This is a genomic window from Ralstonia psammae, from assembly GCF_958405935.1.
Taxonomy (GTDB): Bacteria; Pseudomonadota; Gammaproteobacteria; order Burkholderiales; family Burkholderiaceae; genus Ralstonia; species Ralstonia psammae.
Map to the genome: position 1 here is coordinate 119,686 of NZ_CATZBU010000011.1, position 17,269 is coordinate 136,954.

17 protein-coding genes and 1 tRNA gene are annotated in these 17,269 nt (G+C 63.8%); 7 read left to right on the top strand and 11 right to left on the bottom strand.

The window, feature by feature from the left end; translation table 11 throughout:
- The first annotated feature begins 142 nt into the window (after nt 1-142).
- Complete coding sequence (gene ppx, locus R2N16_RS19505) at nt 143-1,681, top strand: exopolyphosphatase (protein WP_316667683.1); 1,539 nt, start codon at nt 143-145, stop codon at nt 1,679-1,681.
- 80 nt (nt 1,682-1,761) lie between these two features.
- Here the strand turns inward: ppx and R2N16_RS19510 are convergent, their stop codons facing one another.
- The 5 genes from R2N16_RS19510 to R2N16_RS19530 form a co-directional block, all read right to left on the bottom strand.
- Nucleotides 1,762-2,595 (bottom strand): GNAT family N-acetyltransferase, encoded by an 834-nt coding sequence (locus tag R2N16_RS19510; protein ID WP_004634231.1) that lies wholly within the window; start codon nt 2,593-2,595, stop codon nt 1,762-1,764.
- Nucleotides 2,596-2,723: 128 nt separating this feature from the next.
- A complete protein-coding gene (gene sixA / locus R2N16_RS19515) occupies nt 2,724-3,197 on the bottom strand; it encodes a phosphohistidine phosphatase SixA (protein ID WP_316667756.1) in 474 nt (157 codons plus the stop codon).
- A 137-nt stretch (nt 3,198-3,334) separates the two neighbouring features.
- A tRNA-Pro gene (locus tag R2N16_RS19520) sits at nt 3,335-3,411 on the bottom strand.
- A gap of 35 nt (nt 3,412-3,446) precedes the next feature.
- The gene (locus R2N16_RS19525; RefSeq protein ID WP_316667686.1) at nt 3,447-4,268 is read right to left on the bottom strand and encodes a sulfite exporter TauE/SafE family protein; all 822 of its coding nucleotides are present in this window, start codon (nt 4,266-4,268) and stop codon (nt 3,447-3,449) included.
- A 2-nt stretch (nt 4,269-4,270) separates the two neighbouring features.
- Complete coding sequence (locus R2N16_RS19530; RefSeq protein ID WP_316667688.1) at nt 4,271-4,636, bottom strand: metalloregulator ArsR/SmtB family transcription factor; 366 nt, start codon at nt 4,634-4,636, stop codon at nt 4,271-4,273.
- Nucleotides 4,637-4,737: 101 nt separating this feature from the next.
- Between R2N16_RS19530 and R2N16_RS19535 the strand changes: the two genes are divergently transcribed.
- Nucleotides 4,738-5,598 (top strand): MBL fold metallo-hydrolase, encoded by an 861-nt coding sequence (locus R2N16_RS19535; RefSeq protein WP_316667691.1) that lies wholly within the window; start codon nt 4,738-4,740, stop codon nt 5,596-5,598.
- A 4-nt stretch (nt 5,599-5,602) separates the two neighbouring features.
- On the opposite strand, the gene R2N16_RS19540 is transcribed toward R2N16_RS19535, so the two are convergent.
- On the bottom strand, nt 5,603-6,499 hold the full coding sequence (locus R2N16_RS19540; protein WP_316667694.1) for a LysR family transcriptional regulator ArgP: 897 nt from the start codon (nt 6,497-6,499) through the stop codon (nt 5,603-5,605).
- Nucleotides 6,500-6,573: 74 nt separating this feature from the next.
- Between R2N16_RS19540 and R2N16_RS19545 the strand changes: the two genes are divergently transcribed.
- Nucleotides 6,574-7,215: a LysE/ArgO family amino acid transporter gene (locus R2N16_RS19545; protein ID WP_316667696.1), complete on the top strand. Its 642-nt coding sequence runs from the start codon at nt 6,574-6,576 to the stop codon at nt 7,213-7,215.
- Nucleotides 7,216-7,284: 69 nt separating this feature from the next.
- Here the strand turns inward: R2N16_RS19545 and R2N16_RS19550 are convergent, their stop codons facing one another.
- Nucleotides 7,285-7,740 (bottom strand): MerR family transcriptional regulator, encoded by a 456-nt coding sequence (locus R2N16_RS19550; protein WP_316667698.1) that lies wholly within the window; start codon nt 7,738-7,740, stop codon nt 7,285-7,287.
- 91 nt (nt 7,741-7,831) lie between these two features.
- Here R2N16_RS19550 and R2N16_RS19555 point away from each other — a divergent pair, with 91 nt between their 5' ends.
- Both R2N16_RS19555 and R2N16_RS19560 read left to right on the top strand, forming a co-directional pair.
- Nucleotides 7,832-9,067, top strand: coding sequence for an NADH:flavin oxidoreductase/NADH oxidase family protein (locus R2N16_RS19555; protein WP_316667700.1), 1,236 nt, complete (start codon nt 7,832-7,834; stop codon nt 9,065-9,067).
- A gap of 112 nt (nt 9,068-9,179) precedes the next feature.
- Nucleotides 9,180-10,013, top strand: coding sequence for an aldo/keto reductase (locus tag R2N16_RS19560; protein WP_316667702.1), 834 nt, complete (start codon nt 9,180-9,182; stop codon nt 10,011-10,013).
- Nucleotides 10,014-10,017: 4 nt separating this feature from the next.
- Here the strand turns inward: R2N16_RS19560 and R2N16_RS19565 are convergent, their stop codons facing one another.
- The 3 genes from R2N16_RS19565 to R2N16_RS19575 form a co-directional block, all read right to left on the bottom strand.
- On the bottom strand, nt 10,018-10,437 hold the full coding sequence (locus tag R2N16_RS19565; RefSeq protein WP_316667704.1) for a hypothetical protein: 420 nt from the start codon (nt 10,435-10,437) through the stop codon (nt 10,018-10,020).
- A 151-nt stretch (nt 10,438-10,588) separates the two neighbouring features.
- Nucleotides 10,589-13,288 carry an alpha-ketoglutarate dehydrogenase gene (gene mdeB / locus R2N16_RS19570; protein WP_316667706.1) on the bottom strand — a complete coding sequence of 900 codons (2,700 nt, stop codon included), beginning with the start codon at nt 13,286-13,288 and terminating at the stop codon, nt 10,589-10,591.
- Between the two features lie 91 nt (nt 13,289-13,379).
- The gene (locus tag R2N16_RS19575; protein ID WP_316667708.1) at nt 13,380-14,396 is read right to left on the bottom strand and encodes a 1-aminocyclopropane-1-carboxylate deaminase; all 1,017 of its coding nucleotides are present in this window, start codon (nt 14,394-14,396) and stop codon (nt 13,380-13,382) included.
- A 145-nt stretch (nt 14,397-14,541) separates the two neighbouring features.
- Between R2N16_RS19575 and R2N16_RS19580 the strand changes: the two genes are divergently transcribed.
- Nucleotides 14,542-15,063 (top strand): Lrp/AsnC family transcriptional regulator, encoded by a 522-nt coding sequence (locus R2N16_RS19580; protein WP_316667710.1) that lies wholly within the window; start codon nt 14,542-14,544, stop codon nt 15,061-15,063.
- Between the two features lie 17 nt (nt 15,064-15,080).
- Here the strand turns inward: R2N16_RS19580 and R2N16_RS19585 are convergent, their stop codons facing one another.
- On the bottom strand, nt 15,081-16,559 hold the full coding sequence (locus R2N16_RS19585) for an aminotransferase class V-fold PLP-dependent enzyme (protein ID WP_316667712.1): 1,479 nt from the start codon (nt 16,557-16,559) through the stop codon (nt 15,081-15,083).
- A gap of 146 nt (nt 16,560-16,705) precedes the next feature.
- Here R2N16_RS19585 and R2N16_RS19590 point away from each other — a divergent pair, with 146 nt between their 5' ends.
- Nucleotides 16,706-17,167 (top strand): Lrp/AsnC family transcriptional regulator, encoded by a 462-nt coding sequence (locus tag R2N16_RS19590; protein ID WP_316667714.1) that lies wholly within the window; start codon nt 16,706-16,708, stop codon nt 17,165-17,167.
- Nucleotides 17,168-17,269 lie beyond the last annotated feature (102 nt).

A 17,269-nucleotide genomic window follows, 5' to 3' on the forward strand; every position in this document is an offset into this window, starting at 1 on the left:
CCACTTTTTCATAGTTCAGTGTCAAATTTGTGACACATTGGATTTGTCACGTTCGGGACACAATAAAGACATATTTTGTTGCGCATTGTTTCGAACGACAATACTCCGCGCCCCTGATTCTGCTCCTCACCCGTTTTCATTCATGAGTCCCACCCCCCGTCTGCTGGCTGCTGTCGACATGGGCTCCAACAGCTTCCGGCTGATGATCGGCCGCGTTGACGAAACCCTAGGTGCCAACGGTACCAGTAGTACCCAGATCTTCCAGGTTGATGCGCTGCGCGAACCGGTGCGTTTGGCCGCCGGGCTTACGCAAGATAAATACCTGGATCAGCCCGCGCGCCGACGTGGCGTCGATGCCTTGCGCCGCTTTGGCGACCGCCTGCGTGATTTTGCCCCCGAGCATGTGCGTGCCGTGGCCACCAACACCTTGCGCGTGGCCAAGAATGCGCAGGAATTCCTGATCGAGGCTGAAGCCGCATTGGGGTTTCCCATCGAGGTGATTGCGGGTCGCGAAGAGGCGCGGCTTATCTATCTCGGTGCATCGCATGACGCACCAGCGTGCCAGGGCAACCGGCTCGTCGTTGACATCGGCGGCGGCTCTACAGAGTTCATCATCGGCAACGGCTACAAGCCCAAGCTGATGGAGTCGTTGTATATCGGTTGCGTTTCGCACAGCCGGCATTTCTTTCCGAACGGCAACGTTGATGAATACGCGATGAAGCAGGCTGAGTTGGCCGCGCGTCGCGAGATCCAGGTACTCGTGCAACAGTACCGCACGGCTGGCTGGAACCAGGCCGTCGGGTCATCGGGTACGGCGCGTGCGCTGGCCGAGCTGATCGAGCTGAACGGCTTCAATGACAAGAGCAACGAACACGGCATCACGCGCGAAGGGCTGGAGCGCCTGAAGCGCGCGCTCGTCAAGTCAGAGAATACCAACCGCCTGAAGCTCAATGGCCTGAAGTCGGACCGGATTCCGGTGCTGCCGGGCGGGCTGTCGATCATGCTGGGTGTGTTCGCGGAACTCGATGTCGACCGCATGGACGTGACCGATGGCGCCTTGCGCCTGGGCGTGCTGTATGACCTGCTTGGCCGTTCGCATCACGAAGACATGCGCACGGTCACGATCGAGCAGTTCATGCGTCGCTACAGCGTCGACCGCGCGCAGGCGAGCCGCGTTCGCGATGCGGCGACGGCGCTGTTGTCGCAGTTTCCCGATCCGCCCGATGAGCGCCGTGAAGACAACCTCGCGCTGCTGGGTTGGGCGGCAAGCCTGCACGAGATCGGCATGAGCATCTCGCACAGCGGGTATCACAAGCACTCGGCGTACATCGCCAGCCATGCGGATATGCCGGGCTTTTCGAAGACCGATCAGGCGCGCCTGGCGACGCTGCTGCTGGGCCATGCCGGCAAGCTGGGCAAGCTTTCGGGCGGCGGCAAGTTCTTGGATTGGCGGATGCTGTTCAGCCTGCGTCTGGCGTTTGTGTTGTGCCGTCGGCGTGGAGCGATCCAGTTGCCGGGCTTGCGCGTGCGCCACAGCGAAGGCGAACTCAACGAAGGCGGTTTCGAGGTCGAGTTGCCCAAGAGCTGGATCGAGCAGAATCCGCTGGTGGAATACAGCCTGATGAAGGAAGCCGATGAGTGGCAGCGCATCGGCCGCCGCTACAAGGTGGTGTACGTGTAAAGCATCTCGCCGCATCCCAAGCCAAACGGCCCGGAGTTACCCGGGCCGTTTTGTTTTGCATGCTGTTGTTAGGAGTGATATCAGCCGCGCAGGAAGTGGCGTGCGTAGCGCGGGTTGATGTCCGACAGGCGCAACAGCGTGAGGAAGTCGGCGACGTTGAAGTCGGGATCCCAGGCCGGGGCGCCGCAGATGCGTGCGCCCAGGCGCAGATAACCCTTCACAAGCGCAGGCGGCTCGACTTCGAGATCCTGGTTCAGTTCGTCCACCGGCAGTGCCACGCGCGGGAAGGCGTGGTACTCGATCGGTGCGAGCGAGCCATCATCGACGAAGCTGCGATACAGGCTTGCAGCAAAGTGGCCGCCATCGCCCATCGACACGCTTGCGCAGCCCAGCATCGATTCGAAGCCGTAGCGCTGCATGTATTCGCCCAGACCGGCCCACAGCGCCATGATGACGCTGCCCGAGCGGTAGTCGCGGTGCACGCACGAGCGGCCCAGTTCAACCATCTTCGGGCGCAGGTGCGCCAAGCGCACGAGGTCGAATTCGGATTCGGAATACAGGCAACCGATCTGCTTTGCGGCGTCCGGGCGCAGCACCCGGTAGGTGCCGACCACGCGCAGGGTTTTCTGGTCGCGCACGATCAGGTGATCGCACACGGCGTCGAACATGTCGACGTCCAGTTCAGTGTGGGCCGAGGGCAGGCGGGCGCCCATCTCTTCTGCAAACACCTTGTAGCGCAGGCGCTGCGCTTCGGTTACTTCATCCTGATGGCGCGCCCACGAAACGGCCAGAACAGGCTTGTCACGCGCCGGAACAGCGTCGGGTGAGCGAGGAAGGCCCCTCCGTGCGTTGCCCAGGTTCAGGCTCGGCAGTGCGTCGATCAACGGCTGGGTGGGCGTCGGCAGGTCTCGCATTCGTGCATCCCCAAGGGTGAATTTCGGGGCGATTCTAGAGACGCTGCGTGACAGATCCGCGACAAAAGCGTGTCAACCGTGACGGTCGCGTGAATTTTGCGTGTCGATAGTGTGACGGGGGTGATGTGTCACGCGAGATCGGGATTCATCACCGCGCGCAGCACCGTCTGTGCTTCATCTTCGCGCATGCGGCGGCAGAGCCACCACACGCCGGCTTTCTTCACGCTCCAGTCCATTTCCACCCCCGCGATGAGCAGGCTGGCGAGGCGGCCCAGCCACGGCTGATGCCCGACCAGCAGCAGGTTCGTATTCGACGGCCAGTCCAAGGCATCGAGGATCTCGCTGACATCGGCGCCGGGCGCAAGTGCGGTCAGCGTCTGGAAATGTTCGGTGAGCGCGCGCGCGGTCTGCTGCGTGCGCACGGCGGGGCTGGCGAGTACGAGGGTGTCTTCCGGCAGGCGAGGGCGTAGCCAATTGGCCATCTTCTCGGCCTGTTTCTGACCGCGCTTGGTGAGTTCTCGCTGGAGATCGGTGTTGCGCTGGATGCGCAAGGGCGCGGCCACGTCTTCGGCTTCAGCGTGGCGCCACAGGATGAGGTTCATGGGGAAGGTGAGCGGCATTGCATGATGCGATGCTGTCTTTATAGCATCGTCAGATGGCATCACGAGCCGCAACGCGGCGCACCAAAGCAAAACGGCTTACGTGGTGAACGTAAGCCGTTTTGTTTGATGCTCAATTCTGGTCGGGGCGGCAGGATTTGAACCCGCGGTCTTCCGGTCCCAAACCGGACGCGTTACCAGACTACGCTACGCCCCGAAGACCGCGATTGTACCGCTTTCGCAACACGCAGGTCAAATCAACGTTCGAACGACCATGCCAAGCGCCACGACGGCCGCAAACGCGGCGAATCCTTGTTGCAGCGCCGGGCCTGCCAAATGCCGTGCAAAGCGCCGGCCCACCAGCATGCCGGTCAACGCGCCTGCGGCAAACGGCAGCGCGATATGCCAATCGACATGCCCGCCGATGGCCGAGGCGACCACGCCGCCAGTGGACACCAGCGCAATCACGGCCAACGAGGTGGCGACGATGGTCTGCATCGGCAAATCGGTCGCGCGGCGCAGCGCGGGCACGATGACAAAGCCGCCGCCCACGCCGAGCAATCCGGACAGAAAGCCCGCGCCCACGCCCGACGCAGCCAATGCACGCGCACACGGCAGCGTCCAGACCAGCTTGGCCGTGGTGGTGTCGAGGTGGCAGGGCGGTGCCGTCCGTCTTGGCTGCGGCTCGATTGACGGTGCTGCGCGCGCTTGTCGGAACATGCGCACTGCCACGTAAGCGAGCACCACTGCAAACAGCAGCGTGAGCGGCGTGTTCGGCACGCGGTGGGCAACCCAGATGCCGAGCGGCGAAATCGCCACGCCACCCAACGCCATCAACCCAGCGGCCTTGTAGCGGACCTTGCCTTCTCGTAAGCCGAGCATCGCGCCCAGCCCAGCGGACAGCCCCACTGCCAGCAGCGCAATCGGCGCGGCTTGCGGCACCGACAGATGCAATCCAAAAATCAGCAGCGGCACTGCGACAATGGCCCCGCCTGCGCCTGTCAGCGCCAGGATGAGCCCCACCACAGAGCCCAGCCCCGCGCTGATGATCCAACCCGCTTCCATCGGCGACATGGTCAGTGGCCCGCCATCTTCTTCAAGACCTTGCCGCAGTAAAGCTCGGAGAGCGTCTGCATGATCTGGATGACCTCGAAGCTGGCAAGCTGGTAGTAGATGTATTTGCCTTCGCGTCGTGTGGTGACCAGGCCTTCGTCGCGCAGCACGCCCAACTGCTGCGACAGGCTGGGCTGATGCAGGCCCACCAGCGCCTCCAGCTCGCCGACATTGCGCTCGCCTTGCGTGAGTTGGCAGAGCAGGAGCAAGCGGTCTTCGTGGGCCATGGCCTTGAGCACGGCACACGCCTGCGACGCAGACGCGCGCAGCATGGAAATGGCCGCCTCGGGCAGCGGCACAACATCGGGACTGACGGTGGAATGGCTCATCGGGGCGTGATGCAGGGTTCGATTCGTGTTGTTTGGGCTATTGGCAGACAGAATGTCAGGCGATATTCTATAAAAATATAGATTGTTCGCGAAAGCCCATCATGCACGCCCAGATCGAATCCTTCTTCGACCCCGATACCTGCACCATGACCTATGTGGTGCACGCGGGTCCCGGCACGCCGTGCGCCGTGATCGACTCGGTACTCGATTACGACCCGAAGTCGGGCCGCACGACGACCCGATCAGCCGACCGTGTCGCCGCGTTCATCGAAGCCCAGGACTTGCGCGTCGAATGGCTGCTGGAGACGCACGCGCATGCCGATCACTTGTCGGCCGCGCCATATCTGCGTAGGCGTTGCGGCGGGCGCATCGCCATCGGCGAGCGCATTTGCGTCGTGCAGGGCGTGTTCAAGCCGATCTTCAATCTCGAGCCCGCGTTTCTGCTCGACGGCTCGCAGTTTGATCACCTGTTCGCGCCGGACGAGGTGTTCCATATTGGGACTCTGGAAGCAAAGGCGCTGGCCGTGCCGGGCCATACGCCGGCGGACATGGCGTATCAGGTGGGCGATGCGGTGTTTGTGGGCGACACGCTGTTCATGCCGGACGTGGGCACTGCGCGCTGCGATTTTCCGGGGGGGAATGCCGGCGCGCTGTACCAGTCGATCCGCCGCCTGCTGGATCTGCCGCCGGACACTCGGCTCTACATGTGCCACGACTATCCGCCCGCTGGCAGAGAAGCCGCGTGCCAAACAACGGTGGCCGAGCAGCGCCGCGCCAACATCCATGTGCGCGATGGCGTGAGCGAGGCCGAGTTCGTGCAGATGCGCACGAAGCGCGATGCCACGCTCGGCATGCCGACGCTGATGCTGCCGGCCATTCAGGTGAACATTCGCGCGGGCATGCTGCCCCCGGCTGAGCCGAACGGCGTGCAGTATCTCAAGATCCCGCTGAACGCACTGTAGCCGCTCATGGCGCAAGGAGCGCGGCGCGCGCCGCAGTCAGCACTTGGTGGCTGAGTTCGTCGAGCAGCGCGGATGCCGCACGCGCGTGCTGCCAATGCAGCGGGACGTCCAGCGGCGTGTTCGGCACCAGCTCGACCAGCGAGCCCGCTTCGAGATGCTGCGCAATCAGCGCATGCGGGTGCAGCCCCCAGCCCATGCCAGCCACGGCCGCGGTCACAAACGCCTGTGACGACGGCAGCAGATGGCGCGGCAGTTCGATATGCCGATGGCACAGACGCCTTGCCCAGGTTGTCTGCAAGGCATCCTTGGTGTTGAACACGAGGCAGGGCGCTTTTGCCAACTCACCTGCGCCGACGCCGTCTGGGAAATGCTGCTGCACGAATGCGGGACTGGCCGCAGCCAGATAGCGCATAGACCCGAGGGGGCGGCTGTTGCAGCCCGTGGCCGGCCGTGCGGTGGCGGTAACGGCAGCCAGCACGGCGCCGCTGCGCAACCATTCGCCGGTGTGATCCTGGTCATCCACAGCGACTTCCATCAACACCGGGTGTGCTGCTGCGAACGTGGCAATAGCTGGCGCGAGCCAGGTCGCCAAGCTGTCGGCATTCACGGCAACGGGCAGCGCAACACGCGCGACGCCTTCTGGCGCCAGCGTCGGCAGCGCGCCCTGCAATTCCTGTTCGAGCAGGCGAACGCGGTCTACGTGCTGGCAAAGCCGCCGGCCGGTTTCGGTCGGGCGGCACGGTTGGTCGCGTACCACCAGTGCGCAGCCAACGCGTTCTTCCAGCAGCCGGATGCGCTGCGAGATGGCCGATGGCGTCACATGCAGCGCGCGGGCAGCGCGGTCGAAGCTGCCTTCTCGGATGACGGCAGCCAAAGCCGCCAGGGCGGAATAATCCAGCACGTAAGTTAGGAAAACTGAATTGAATGAAGAAAAGATAGTTTGTCTTCATTCAACCGGGGCGGCAAGCTGTGCGCATGACGACATCGCTTGCAACTTCCTCTTCCGTGTTCCTGCAGGGCTTGGCCCTGAGCCTGGGGCTGATCGTGGCCATCGGCGCACAGAACGCTTTCGTGCTGCGCCAGGGACTGCGCCGGGAGCACGTCGGCAGCGTGGTGCTGTTCTGTGCGATGGCGGACGCGTTGCTGATTCTGGCGGGCGTACTTGGCATGGCGCAGGCGTTGGGCGAGCGGCCCCAGCTCGCCCGATGGCTTGCGTTGGCGGGGGCCGCATTCCTGTTGCTGTATGGCGTGCAGGCGCTGCGGCGCGCGCGGCATTCCAACCAGTTGAGGGCAGCCGCAGGTGGCGATGGCCTCAGTCGGGGCGCGGCGCTGGCGCAGGCGGCGGCCTTTACGCTGCTCAATCCGCACGTCTATCTGGATACGGTGTTGCTCGTGGGCAGCATTGGTGCCCAGCAGGCCTCGGCGTTGCGCGGCTGGTTTGTGGCGGGTGCAGGGTCTGCCAGCATGTTCTGGTTTGCGACGCTGGGGTTTGGCGCGCGCTGGCTCGCGCCATGGTTTGCCCGACCCAAGGCGTGGCAGGTGTTGGATGGATTGATTGGCGTGACGATGCTGACGCTATCTGCTTTGCTGCTGCGTCACGCCGTGGGCGGGTTTTGACGCCGCTTATCGTGATGGCATCAGCACGACTTCCGCACGTTCGAGCGTGTCTTGGAATCAGCAAGCGCCTCAGCCGCGCTTTCTTGCAGGGCGTGCTTGCTGTTCGATCGGCTGCTTGAGCGGCCGAAGATTCATCTTGTCGAACACGCGGCGGGCGCGGTCGGCGCAGTCTTCGCCGTCGGGCTCGTGGTCGACTTCGCGGATGAGCGCAAGCAAGTCGCGCTTGTTTTGCGCCAGGCGCTGCTCAAGCACATCGATTTCCGCGACCTTGCTGCGCAGCGCCTGCAGAAGTTCCTCGCGTGGCCACGCGCCCAGATGCCCGGGCAACAGTGCGCGAATCTCTTCCAGCGAGAACCCCGCGCTTTGTGCTCGCAAGATGATCTCCAGCCGCGTCACCGATTCGGGCGAGTACTCCCGATAGCCATTGGACTGCCGCTCAGCCGGCTGCAACAGGCCGCTGGCTTCATAGAACCGGATGCGGGAGGCGGCCACGCCGCTCAGGCGGGCCAGTTCACCGATCTTCATTGACGTGCTCCGCAGGCTTGACATTCAAGTTGACTTTAAGCTTAGGGTTAAGGTGTCGTCAAATGTCAAATACCCACCGCGGATGTCACCCATGAAGCTCTTCACACCCCTTGTCTTGCCCAACGGCGCGGTGATCCCCAATCGCCTTGCCAAAGCCGCCATGGAAGAGAACATGGCCGATGCCGATCACGCGCCGTCCGACGCGCTGCTGCGGCTGTATGAAACGTGGGCCGCAGGCGGTGCCGGGTTGATCCTGACCGGCAACGTGATGGTGGACCACCGCGCCATGACCGGCCCGAACGGCGTCGTGCTGGAAGACGGCGCACGTCTGGAACGCTTCCGTCGCTGGGCACAGGTGGCGCGGGCACATGGTGCGCATGCGTGGGTCCAGATCAACCATCCGGGGCGGCAGATGCCGGCATCACTCGGGCAGCCGACGCTGGCGCCCTCGGCGGTTCCGCTGGCGCTCGGGGCGCTTTCCAAGCAGTTTCCCGTGCCGCGGGAGATGACCGAGGCAGATATCCGCGAAGTCCAGCAGCGCTTTACACGCAGCGCGCAACTGGCGGAGCAGAGCGGCTTTAGCGGTGTGCAGATCCACGCCGCCCATGGCTATTTGTTGAGCCAGTTTCTGTCGCCCCTCTCCAACCGGAGGCAGGACCAGTGGGGCGGCCCGATCGAGAACCGCGCGCGCCTGCTGCTCGATATCGTGCGCAGCGTGCGCGCAGCCGTGTCGCCGCAGTTCGTGGTGTCGGTCAAGCTGAACTCGGCCGATTTCCAGCGCGGCGGTTTTAGCCCTGACGATGCCAAGCAGGTGGTCGAACTGCTCAACCCGCTGGGCGTCGATCTGGTCGAATTGTCGGGCGGCAGCTATGAAGTGCCCGCCATGCAAGGGCACGCGCGCGATGGCCGTACGCTTGCCCGCGAGGCGTATTTCCTGGAATTCGCGCGCGACATTGCTGCCATCGCCCGCATGCCGCTGATGGTCACGGGCGGCATCCGGCGCCGGGCGGTGGCGGAGCAGGTGGTCGACAGCGGCGTCGATATGGTGGGCATTGCGACTGCGCTGTCCATTGATCCGAACCTGCCGCGCGACTGGGCGGGCGGCAAGAACAGCGCGCCGGCGCTGCAGCCCATTGCGTGGAAGAACAAGGCGCTGGGCGCCCTGGCGAACATGGCGGTCGTCAAGTTTCAGCTCCACCGGTTGAGCACGGGGCGCACGACGGACCCGCGCGTGTCCCCGCTGCGGGCGCTGCTTCAGCAGCAACTGGCCGCGGCTTGCCAGTCGCGGCGCTATCGTCGGTGGACTGCGCAACGTCAGGCGCGCTAGGGCGTATTTTCTGACCGGACGGGCGCTGCCTTACCGGTGCGCCGCGTCTCTTGTAGATTCATGTTTTGCCTCCCGATCGGAAAGCGGGAGCGCACGACATGGAGAGCACGACATGAGACAAGTCACTCTGCCCAACGGCGAACGCGTCCCTGCACTCGGCATGGGCACCTGGAACATGGGTGATGACCGCGCCACGCGCGTGGAAGAAATCGCCACGTTGCGCCTGGGTCTGGACCTGGGTTTGCGCCTGATCGACACAGCGGAGATGTACGGCGAAGGGCTCTCCGAATCGCTGATCGGCGAAGCCATTGCCGGGCGGCGCGACGAAGTCTTTCTCGTCAGCAAGGTCTACCCGCACAACGCCAGCCGGCGCGATATCGCTGCAGCGTGCGAGCGCAGCCTGCGCCGGCTCGGCACTGACCGCCTCGATCTGTACCTGCTGCACTGGCGCGGCGATGTGCCGTTCGAAGAGACGGTGGAAGGGCTGCAGGCCCTGCAGCGCGACGGCAAGATCCGCCATTACGGCGTGAGCAATCTTGACCTCTCCGACATGCAGGAATGGTGGGACGTGCCCGGCGGCGATGAGATTGCCGTGAACCAATTGCTGTACAACCTCAGCCGACGCGGTATCGAATGGGACTTGCTGCCCTGGCTGCACGAGCGCCGCGTGCCGGTGATGGCCTATTCGCCCATCGAGCAGGCGCGGCTGGTTCGGCATCCGAAGCTCGTGCGCTTTGCGCAGGAGTGCGGCATGACGCCGGCACAGGTGGCGCTGGCGTGGCTGCTGGCGCGCGACGGCATCATCGCGATTCCAAAGACGGGCCATCGTGCCCGGTTGCGCGAAAACATCGGCGCGCTGTTGCACACGCTCACGGTTGAACAGCTTGCGATGCTGGACAGCATCTTCCCGCCGCCCAAGGGGCCGCGCGCACTGGAGATGCTGTAACCGCTCAGCGCGACTTCGCCAGATAACGCTCGTGGTCGACGTAGCCCATCAGGTAGACGCGCGCTTTGTCGCGGGTGTCCGCAGTGACGCGGTCGGCCGCTTTGCGGGCGCCGGACGATGACATCGACACGCTAAGGTGGTCGCGGAAACCGTCGTGCATGGTGCGCAGCTCGCCTTCGCAGGCGTCGAGCGCGGAGGAGACCACGGCCTTCGTCTGCGTGGTGCCCGGCACACCGGTATCGGCATGGCGCTGGACGCATGCCATGTAGTTGGCGCGCAGTGCCTGCCAGCCGTTGTCTGCGCTGGTGGTTGCTGCTGAAGCGGTGGTGCTGGTCGAATCAACGGGCTGCTCTGGCGGGTGCGATGCGCACGCACCGAGCAAGGCCAGCAGGACGAGAGACGGGCAAGTCAGGGCTTTTTTCATGGCATGGACTGTACTGCACGGCTTCGCTGCTCGTGCTATCCGAAGTCGCCCCCGGTGCACCTCGTAACATTTGGAAACGAAAAAGCGGGCGTGACCAAGGCCCTTCTGCCAACTGCGCTGATGCATCGGCGCAGCCGTGCGAGTGAGGTGTTTAGCGCGTCCACGGCGCGTCGTTCACCGTCGCGTGTTTGTTGTAGCGTGCAACCGCCTCACGGACCACGGCATGATCCAGCGCACCATCGTCAGCAAGCGCCTTCAACGCGGCGATGACGATGGACGCGCGGTCTACCTCGAAGAACGCGCGCAACGCCCGGCGCGAGTCGCTGCGGCCAAAGCCGTCGGTGCCGAGCGTGACGTAGCGCCGCGGTACGTGCGCCCGAATCAGCTCGGGCACGGCGCGCACGTAGTCGGTGGCCGCAATGACGGGGCCGCGCGATTCGCGCAAGACGGTCTCCACATACGAAGGCGCGGCCTCACCACCGAGGCGGGCGACGCGCTCCGCGGCAATGGCCTCGCGGTGCAACTCTGAAAAGCTGGTCACGCTCCAGGTGGCGGCGTCGATGTTCCAGTCTTCCTTGAGCATCTGTGCGGCGGCCATGACTTCACCCAGGATGGCGCCCGAGCCAAGCAACTGCACGCGCGCGGTCGACAGGCTTTGCGGTGTCAGCGGATATATGCCTTTGAGGATGCCCGCACGCAGGGCGCTATCCGGCATGGATGGCTGCGCGTAGTTCTCGTTCGTCACCGTCAGGTAGTAGAACGTGTCCTCCTGACGCTCCAGCATCGCGCGCATGCCTTCGTCGAGGATGACGGCAATCTCGTAGGCAAATGCCGGGTCCCATGCGCGGCAGTTGGGAACGGTGGATGCGGCCAGGTGGCTCGTGCCGTCCTGATGCTGGAGTCCTTCACCGCCGAGCGTTGTCTTTCCCGCCGTTGCGCCGATGAGAAAGCCGCGCGCACGCTGGTCCGCCGCCGCCCAGATGAGATCGCCAATGCGCTGGAAGCCGAACATCGAGTAGTAGATGTAGAAGGGCAGCATCGGCAGATCGTGCGTGCTGTAAGCGGTGGCTGCGGCAATCCACGACGAAATGGCACCGGCTTCCGATATGCCTTCCTCCAGGATCTGCCCGCCGGTTTCTTCGCGGTAATACAGCATCGAACCCAGATCTTCCGGTTCGTACTGCTGGCCCAGCGGCGAATAGATGCCGACCTGGCGGAACATGCTTGCCATGCCAAAGGTGCGTGCCTCATCGGCCACCACCGGCACCATGCGTGGGCCGAGGGCGTCGTCCTTCAGCAGGTTGCCGAACATGCGCACGATGGCCATCGTGGTCGACATCTCGCGGCCTTCGGCTTGCAGCGCGAATTGCCCCCAGGATGGCAGCTCAGGCACGGTCAGCGCCTGTGTTGCCGCACGCCGCCTTCTCGGCAGATAGCCTCCGAGGGCAGCCCGGCGTGCATGCAGGTATTGCATCTCCGGGCTGTTTGGCGCTGGCTTGTAAAACTTCAATTGCTCGACATCGCTGTCGGACAGCGGCAGGCGGAAGCGATCGCGAAACGCCTTGAGCTGATTGACGTCGAGCTTCTTCTGCTGGTGCGTCGTCATCCGGCCCTGACCAACGCTGCCCATGCCGAAGCCCTTCATGGTCTTGGCGAGGATCACCGTGGGCTGGCCCTTGTGCTGCAGCGCCTGTGCGTAGGCAGCGTGGAGTTTGCGCACGTCGTGGCCACCGCGGCGCAAGCGGTCGATGTCTTCGTTGCTGAAATGCGAGACGAGCGCGGCAAGCTCGGAGTTCTGGCCGAAGAAGCGCTCGCGGTTGTAGGCGCCGTCGTTTGCGGAAAAGGTCTGGAACTGTCCGTCGACGGTCTGCGCGAACGCCCGCAGCAAGGCCCCCGAGCGGTCGCGGGCGAAGAGGGCATCCCAGTCAGAGCCCCACAGCACCTTGATGACGTTCCAGCCCGCGCCCGTGAACTGCGCTTCGAGTTCATCCACGATGCGGCCGTTGCTGCGCACGGGGCCATCGAGCCGCTGCAGATTGCAATTGATGACGAACACGATGTTGTCGAGCCGCTCACGCGCTGCCAGCGAGAGAGCGCCGATCGATTCAGGCTCGTCCATTTCACCGTCGCCGAAGAAGCCCCACACCTTGCGTTCGGATGTCTGCAGCAGGCCACGGTTCTGCAGATAGCGCATGAAGCGCGCCTGGTAGATCGCATTGATCGGCCCGATGCCCATTGACCCGGTGGGGAACTGCCAGAACTCCGGCATCAGCCATGGATGCGGATATGAGCACAGCCCCGGCCCTGTGATCTCGCGCCGATAGTGTTCGAGATGCGCTTCGTCGAGGAAGCCTTCGAGATACGCACGTGCGTAGACGCCGGGCGATGCGTGCGGCTGGAAGTAGACGAGATCGCCACCGTGCGCCGCGTTGTCAGCCCGAAAGAAATGGTTGAAGCCGACTTCGAACAGATCGGCGGCCGATGCGTAGCTTGCAATGTGTCCGCCCAGCTCGCCGTAGGCCTGGTTGGCGCGTACCACCATGGCGAGCGCATTCCAGCGCAGCGCGGCGGCCAGCCGCTCTTCAGTATCGATATCGCCTGGATACGGCGGCTGCGCTTCAACGGGGATCGTGTTGGCGTAAGGCGTGACGCGGGCGAGGGCGGTGCCGACGCCACGCTTTGAGGCGCGTTCTGCCAGACGGTCGAACAGGAACTGCGCGCGCGAGGTGCCGGCATGCTGTATGACGGCATCCAGCGCATCTAGCCATTCGGCGGTTTCGCCTGGGTCGCTGTCTTCGGTGCGATGCGCGAGGAGGCGCATCGACGTGGCCCCCGTCGAAAAATCCGTCATGGCTGGTCCTGCCTGGAGGGAGGATTGGAAGGCGGGCCGTGATCACGCGATGCACGCCCGCGCCCGGATGCGCCGCTGCGGCGGCGCTGCATCAACCGTTGCGGAAGATGAAGCTGTACGCGTTGAGTGCCGGCACGCCGCCCAGGTGGGCGTAGAGCACGCGCGAGCCTTCGGGAAATTCACCGTTGCGCACCATGTCGATCATGCCGTGCATGGATTTCCCTTCGTACACAGGGTCGGTGAGCATGGCCTCCTGGCGTGCGCACAGGCGAATGGCTTCAAGCGTGCCCTCGTTGGGCAGGCCGTATTCCGGGCCGCCGTAGCGCGTGTCGAGCACCACGTCTTTCTCGGTGATGTCGCGGCCGAGGTCGACCAGCTCGGCAGTGTGCTGGGCAATGCGCAGGATCTGCGCACGCGTCTGCTCCGGCTTGGCCGAGGCATCGATGCCGATCACCTTGTCGGCCCGGCCATCCGCCGCAAAGCCGACGACCATGCCGGCTTGCGTGCTGCCCGTGACCGAGCACACCACGATGTAGTCGAACTTGAAGCCCAGCTCCGCTTCCTGCTTTCGCACCTCTTCTGCAAAGCCCACAAAGCCCAGGCCGCCGAGCGGGTGTTCAGAACAGCCCGCCGGAATCGGGAACGGCTTGCCGCCGCGCTTGCGCACATCTTCCATGGCCTGTTCCCAACTGGGCCGGATGCCGATGTCAAAGCCTGCCGCATCGAGGCGCACGTCGGCACCCATGATCCGGGACATCTCGATATTGCCCACGCGGTCGTACACGGCGTCGGAGTAGTTCACCCAGTTTTCCTGTACCAGCACGCACTTGAGGCCGAGGTGCGCTGCCACTGCAGCCACCTGGCGCGTCTGGTTCGACTGAATGCCGCCAATGGACACCAGCGTGTCGTACCCGCCTTCCAGCGCTTCCGGGATCAGGTATTCCAACTTGCGCGTCTTGTTGCCGCCGAAGGCCAGGCCGCTATTGCAGTCCTCGCGCTTGGCATACAGCGCCACTTTGCCGCCCAGGTGCGCGCTCAAGCGTTTCAGCGATTGGATGGGGGTCGGGCCGAACGTCAGCGGGTAGCGGGGGAATCTTTGCAGGTTCATGAGGGGGCTCCTTCAGTGCCGCAGGTGGCGGGATGTCGGAAACCAATGGTACGCAGAACACTGCGAAATGAGGTTGCAAAGATCGTCTAGTATCCAGAATGTATCCGGTTGAAAATCAGGTTATTGATCTCTTTATTTCTAAGAAATGAAAAAGAGCGAAACAAAATTGCAGGACGTGCCTGACGGGTCGGTGGCTTCGGCGCGCCACGCCTTGGATCGCACCGATCGCGCGATTCTCAGGGCGCTCCAGCGCGATGCGTCCATCTCCAATGTGGCGCTCGCGGCCAAGGTGAGCCTCAGCCCACCAGCCTGCCTGCGCCGCGTAGAACGGCTCAAGGAGCTGGGCCTGATCAAGGGGATTGTTGCGCTGCTCGATCCGCGCGCGCTGGATTTGGGGTCGCTGGTGATGATCGGCGTCGTGCTGGATCGTTCGACGCCGGAATCGTTCACGGCATTCGAGAAGGCGGTGCAGAAAGTGCCTGGTTGCCTGGAATGTCACGTCGTGACTGGCGAGTTCGACTACTTCATGCTCGTGCGCACGAAAGACAACGAGGGCTACAACCGGCTCCACGCTGAACAGTTGCTGTATCTGCCGGGTGTGCGGCAGATCCGGACGTTCATGGTGCTCAAGCAGGTGCTGTCGACGACGGAGCTGCCGGTGGCTTAGCTGGGGGCCGGAGCGGCTCAGCTCTTACGTTGATCCAGCAGGCGGTTCCAGAGCATGCCGGCCCGGTTCCCGCTTCTGCAATACGCGAGGATGGGCTTGGGCAATGTATCGACCAGTTCGCCAAATGCCGCGACGTCTGCATCGCCAATGCCATCCGGCTCGACCGGCAGGTAGCGCGCTTCCAGGCCCAATTCGCGGGCCGCAACGGCAATGTCTTCGAACGCGGGCTGGTCGATGCTCTCGCCATCCGGGCGGTTGCAGATCACCGAGCGGAAACCTGCATTGCGGATGGCCTTCAGATCGGCCGGCATGATCTGTCGCGACGTGGTCAACCCGCTGGATGCCGCGGCGCGGCATTGCTCGATCGCGCGCCGGAAACACGCCACGGCAAAGTCGACGTCCTGTTCGGTTGCAAAGCGGCCAAGGCTGATGCGCACGGTGCGGCCCGCAGCATCGGCATCCAGGCCGATGGCCGTCAGCACGTGTGAGGGCGTGCCCGCAGCGGAGTTGCACGCCGATGTGGACGACACGGCAAGATCGTCGCCCAGCATCATCGGGAAGAAGCCTGGCGCGTTCACTGTCAGACTCAGGGTATGGGGAATGCGTCGTGCGACGTCAGCGTTCTGCGCCACATCGCCGAGGGCAAGCACCGATGCCTTCAGCCGCTGGCTCAGTGCAGAAATGCGGGCGGTCTCGTGCTCAAGTTCTTCCGCCGCCAATTCGCATGCGACCCCCATGCCGACGATCTGATGCGTTGCGAGCGTGCCGGAGCGCAGGCCGCGCTCGTGTCCGCCACCGTGGATTTGCGGCGCAATGTGCGATGCGATGTCGCGGCGGACATACAGTGCCCCGATCCCTTTCGGGCCATACACCTTATGGGCGGACATCGACAGCATGTCGATACCGAGCGCGCGCGCATCGATCGGCGTCTTGCCCAGTGCCTGTGCGGCATCGACGTGGAACAGCGCGCCCGCGGCATGCACGATCTGCGCGATCGCGCGAACGTCGGTCAGCGTGCCAAGCTCATTGTTCACCAGCATGAGTGATACGAGGCCAGTGTCCGGAGTCATCGCTGCGGCCACGGCTTCAGGCGTTATTTCGCCATCGCGTGTCGGCGAGAGATACGTCACTGAACAGCCGCGCGCCGACAGGCTCGCCATCGTGTCCAGGATGGCCTTGTGTTCGATGCGGCTGGTGATGAGGTGGCGCTTGCCTGTGGCGGTATCCGCGTAGCCCTTCAGCGCGAGGTTGTTGGATTCGGTGGCGCCCGACGTCCAGATGATCTCGTCGGCATCTGCACCAATGAGCGCAGCAACTTGCCCGCGCGCTTGCTCGACCTTGTTGCGTGCGAGGCGGCCCGTCGCATGCGAACTCGACGCAGGATTGCCAAACGCGCCTTCCATGCCAAGGCAGGCGGTCATGGCAGCAATCACGCGAGGGTCGGCCGGCGTGGTGGCTGCGTAGTCGAGGTAATGCAAGGTGTTGCTGTCGCTCATTTCGTTCTCTGTGCTGCGATGGAGGCACGAAAATGATACGGCGGACAGCCCAGAAAAATAATTCAAAGTTTCCTGTGGATTCCACAGTGTTGCGGAAAATTTTCCCTAAAATTACGCATGCATAGAAATTAATTTCTCGACTGGAAATGGACACCATTGACCGCGAACTACTGAGGCTGTTGCAGATCGATGCGACGCTGCCCATTGCAGAGCTTGCGCAGCGTGTGAATCTTTCGCAGACGCCATGCTGGAAACGGGTGCAGCGGCTCAAGGACACGGGCGTCATCCGCGCCCAGGTGGCGCTGTGCGACCCACGCAAGCTGGGTGTGGGTACGACGGTGTTCGTTGCCGTGCGAACCGATCAGCACACGGAGAAATGGGCGCAGCGTTTCACGCAGGTGGTGCGCGACATGCCGGAAGTGGTCGAGGTCTATCGGATGAGCGGCGAGATGGACTATCTGCTGCGCGTTGCGGTGGCGGGTATCGAAGACTACGACCGGGTCTACAAGCACCTCATCAAGTCCGTGCCGCTGTCGGATGTGAGTTCATCGTTCTCGATGGAGCAGATCAAGTATTCGACTGCGCTGCCGGTGCGGGATGGTGCGTAGGCCGTCAATGTCCCGAGCTTCTGGCCTGCCCGGAGGGGTTCGAACCCCAGACCGTTGGCCTAAATCAGCCTCAGCAGCTGGACGCCGCGCCTGTGCTGGCGC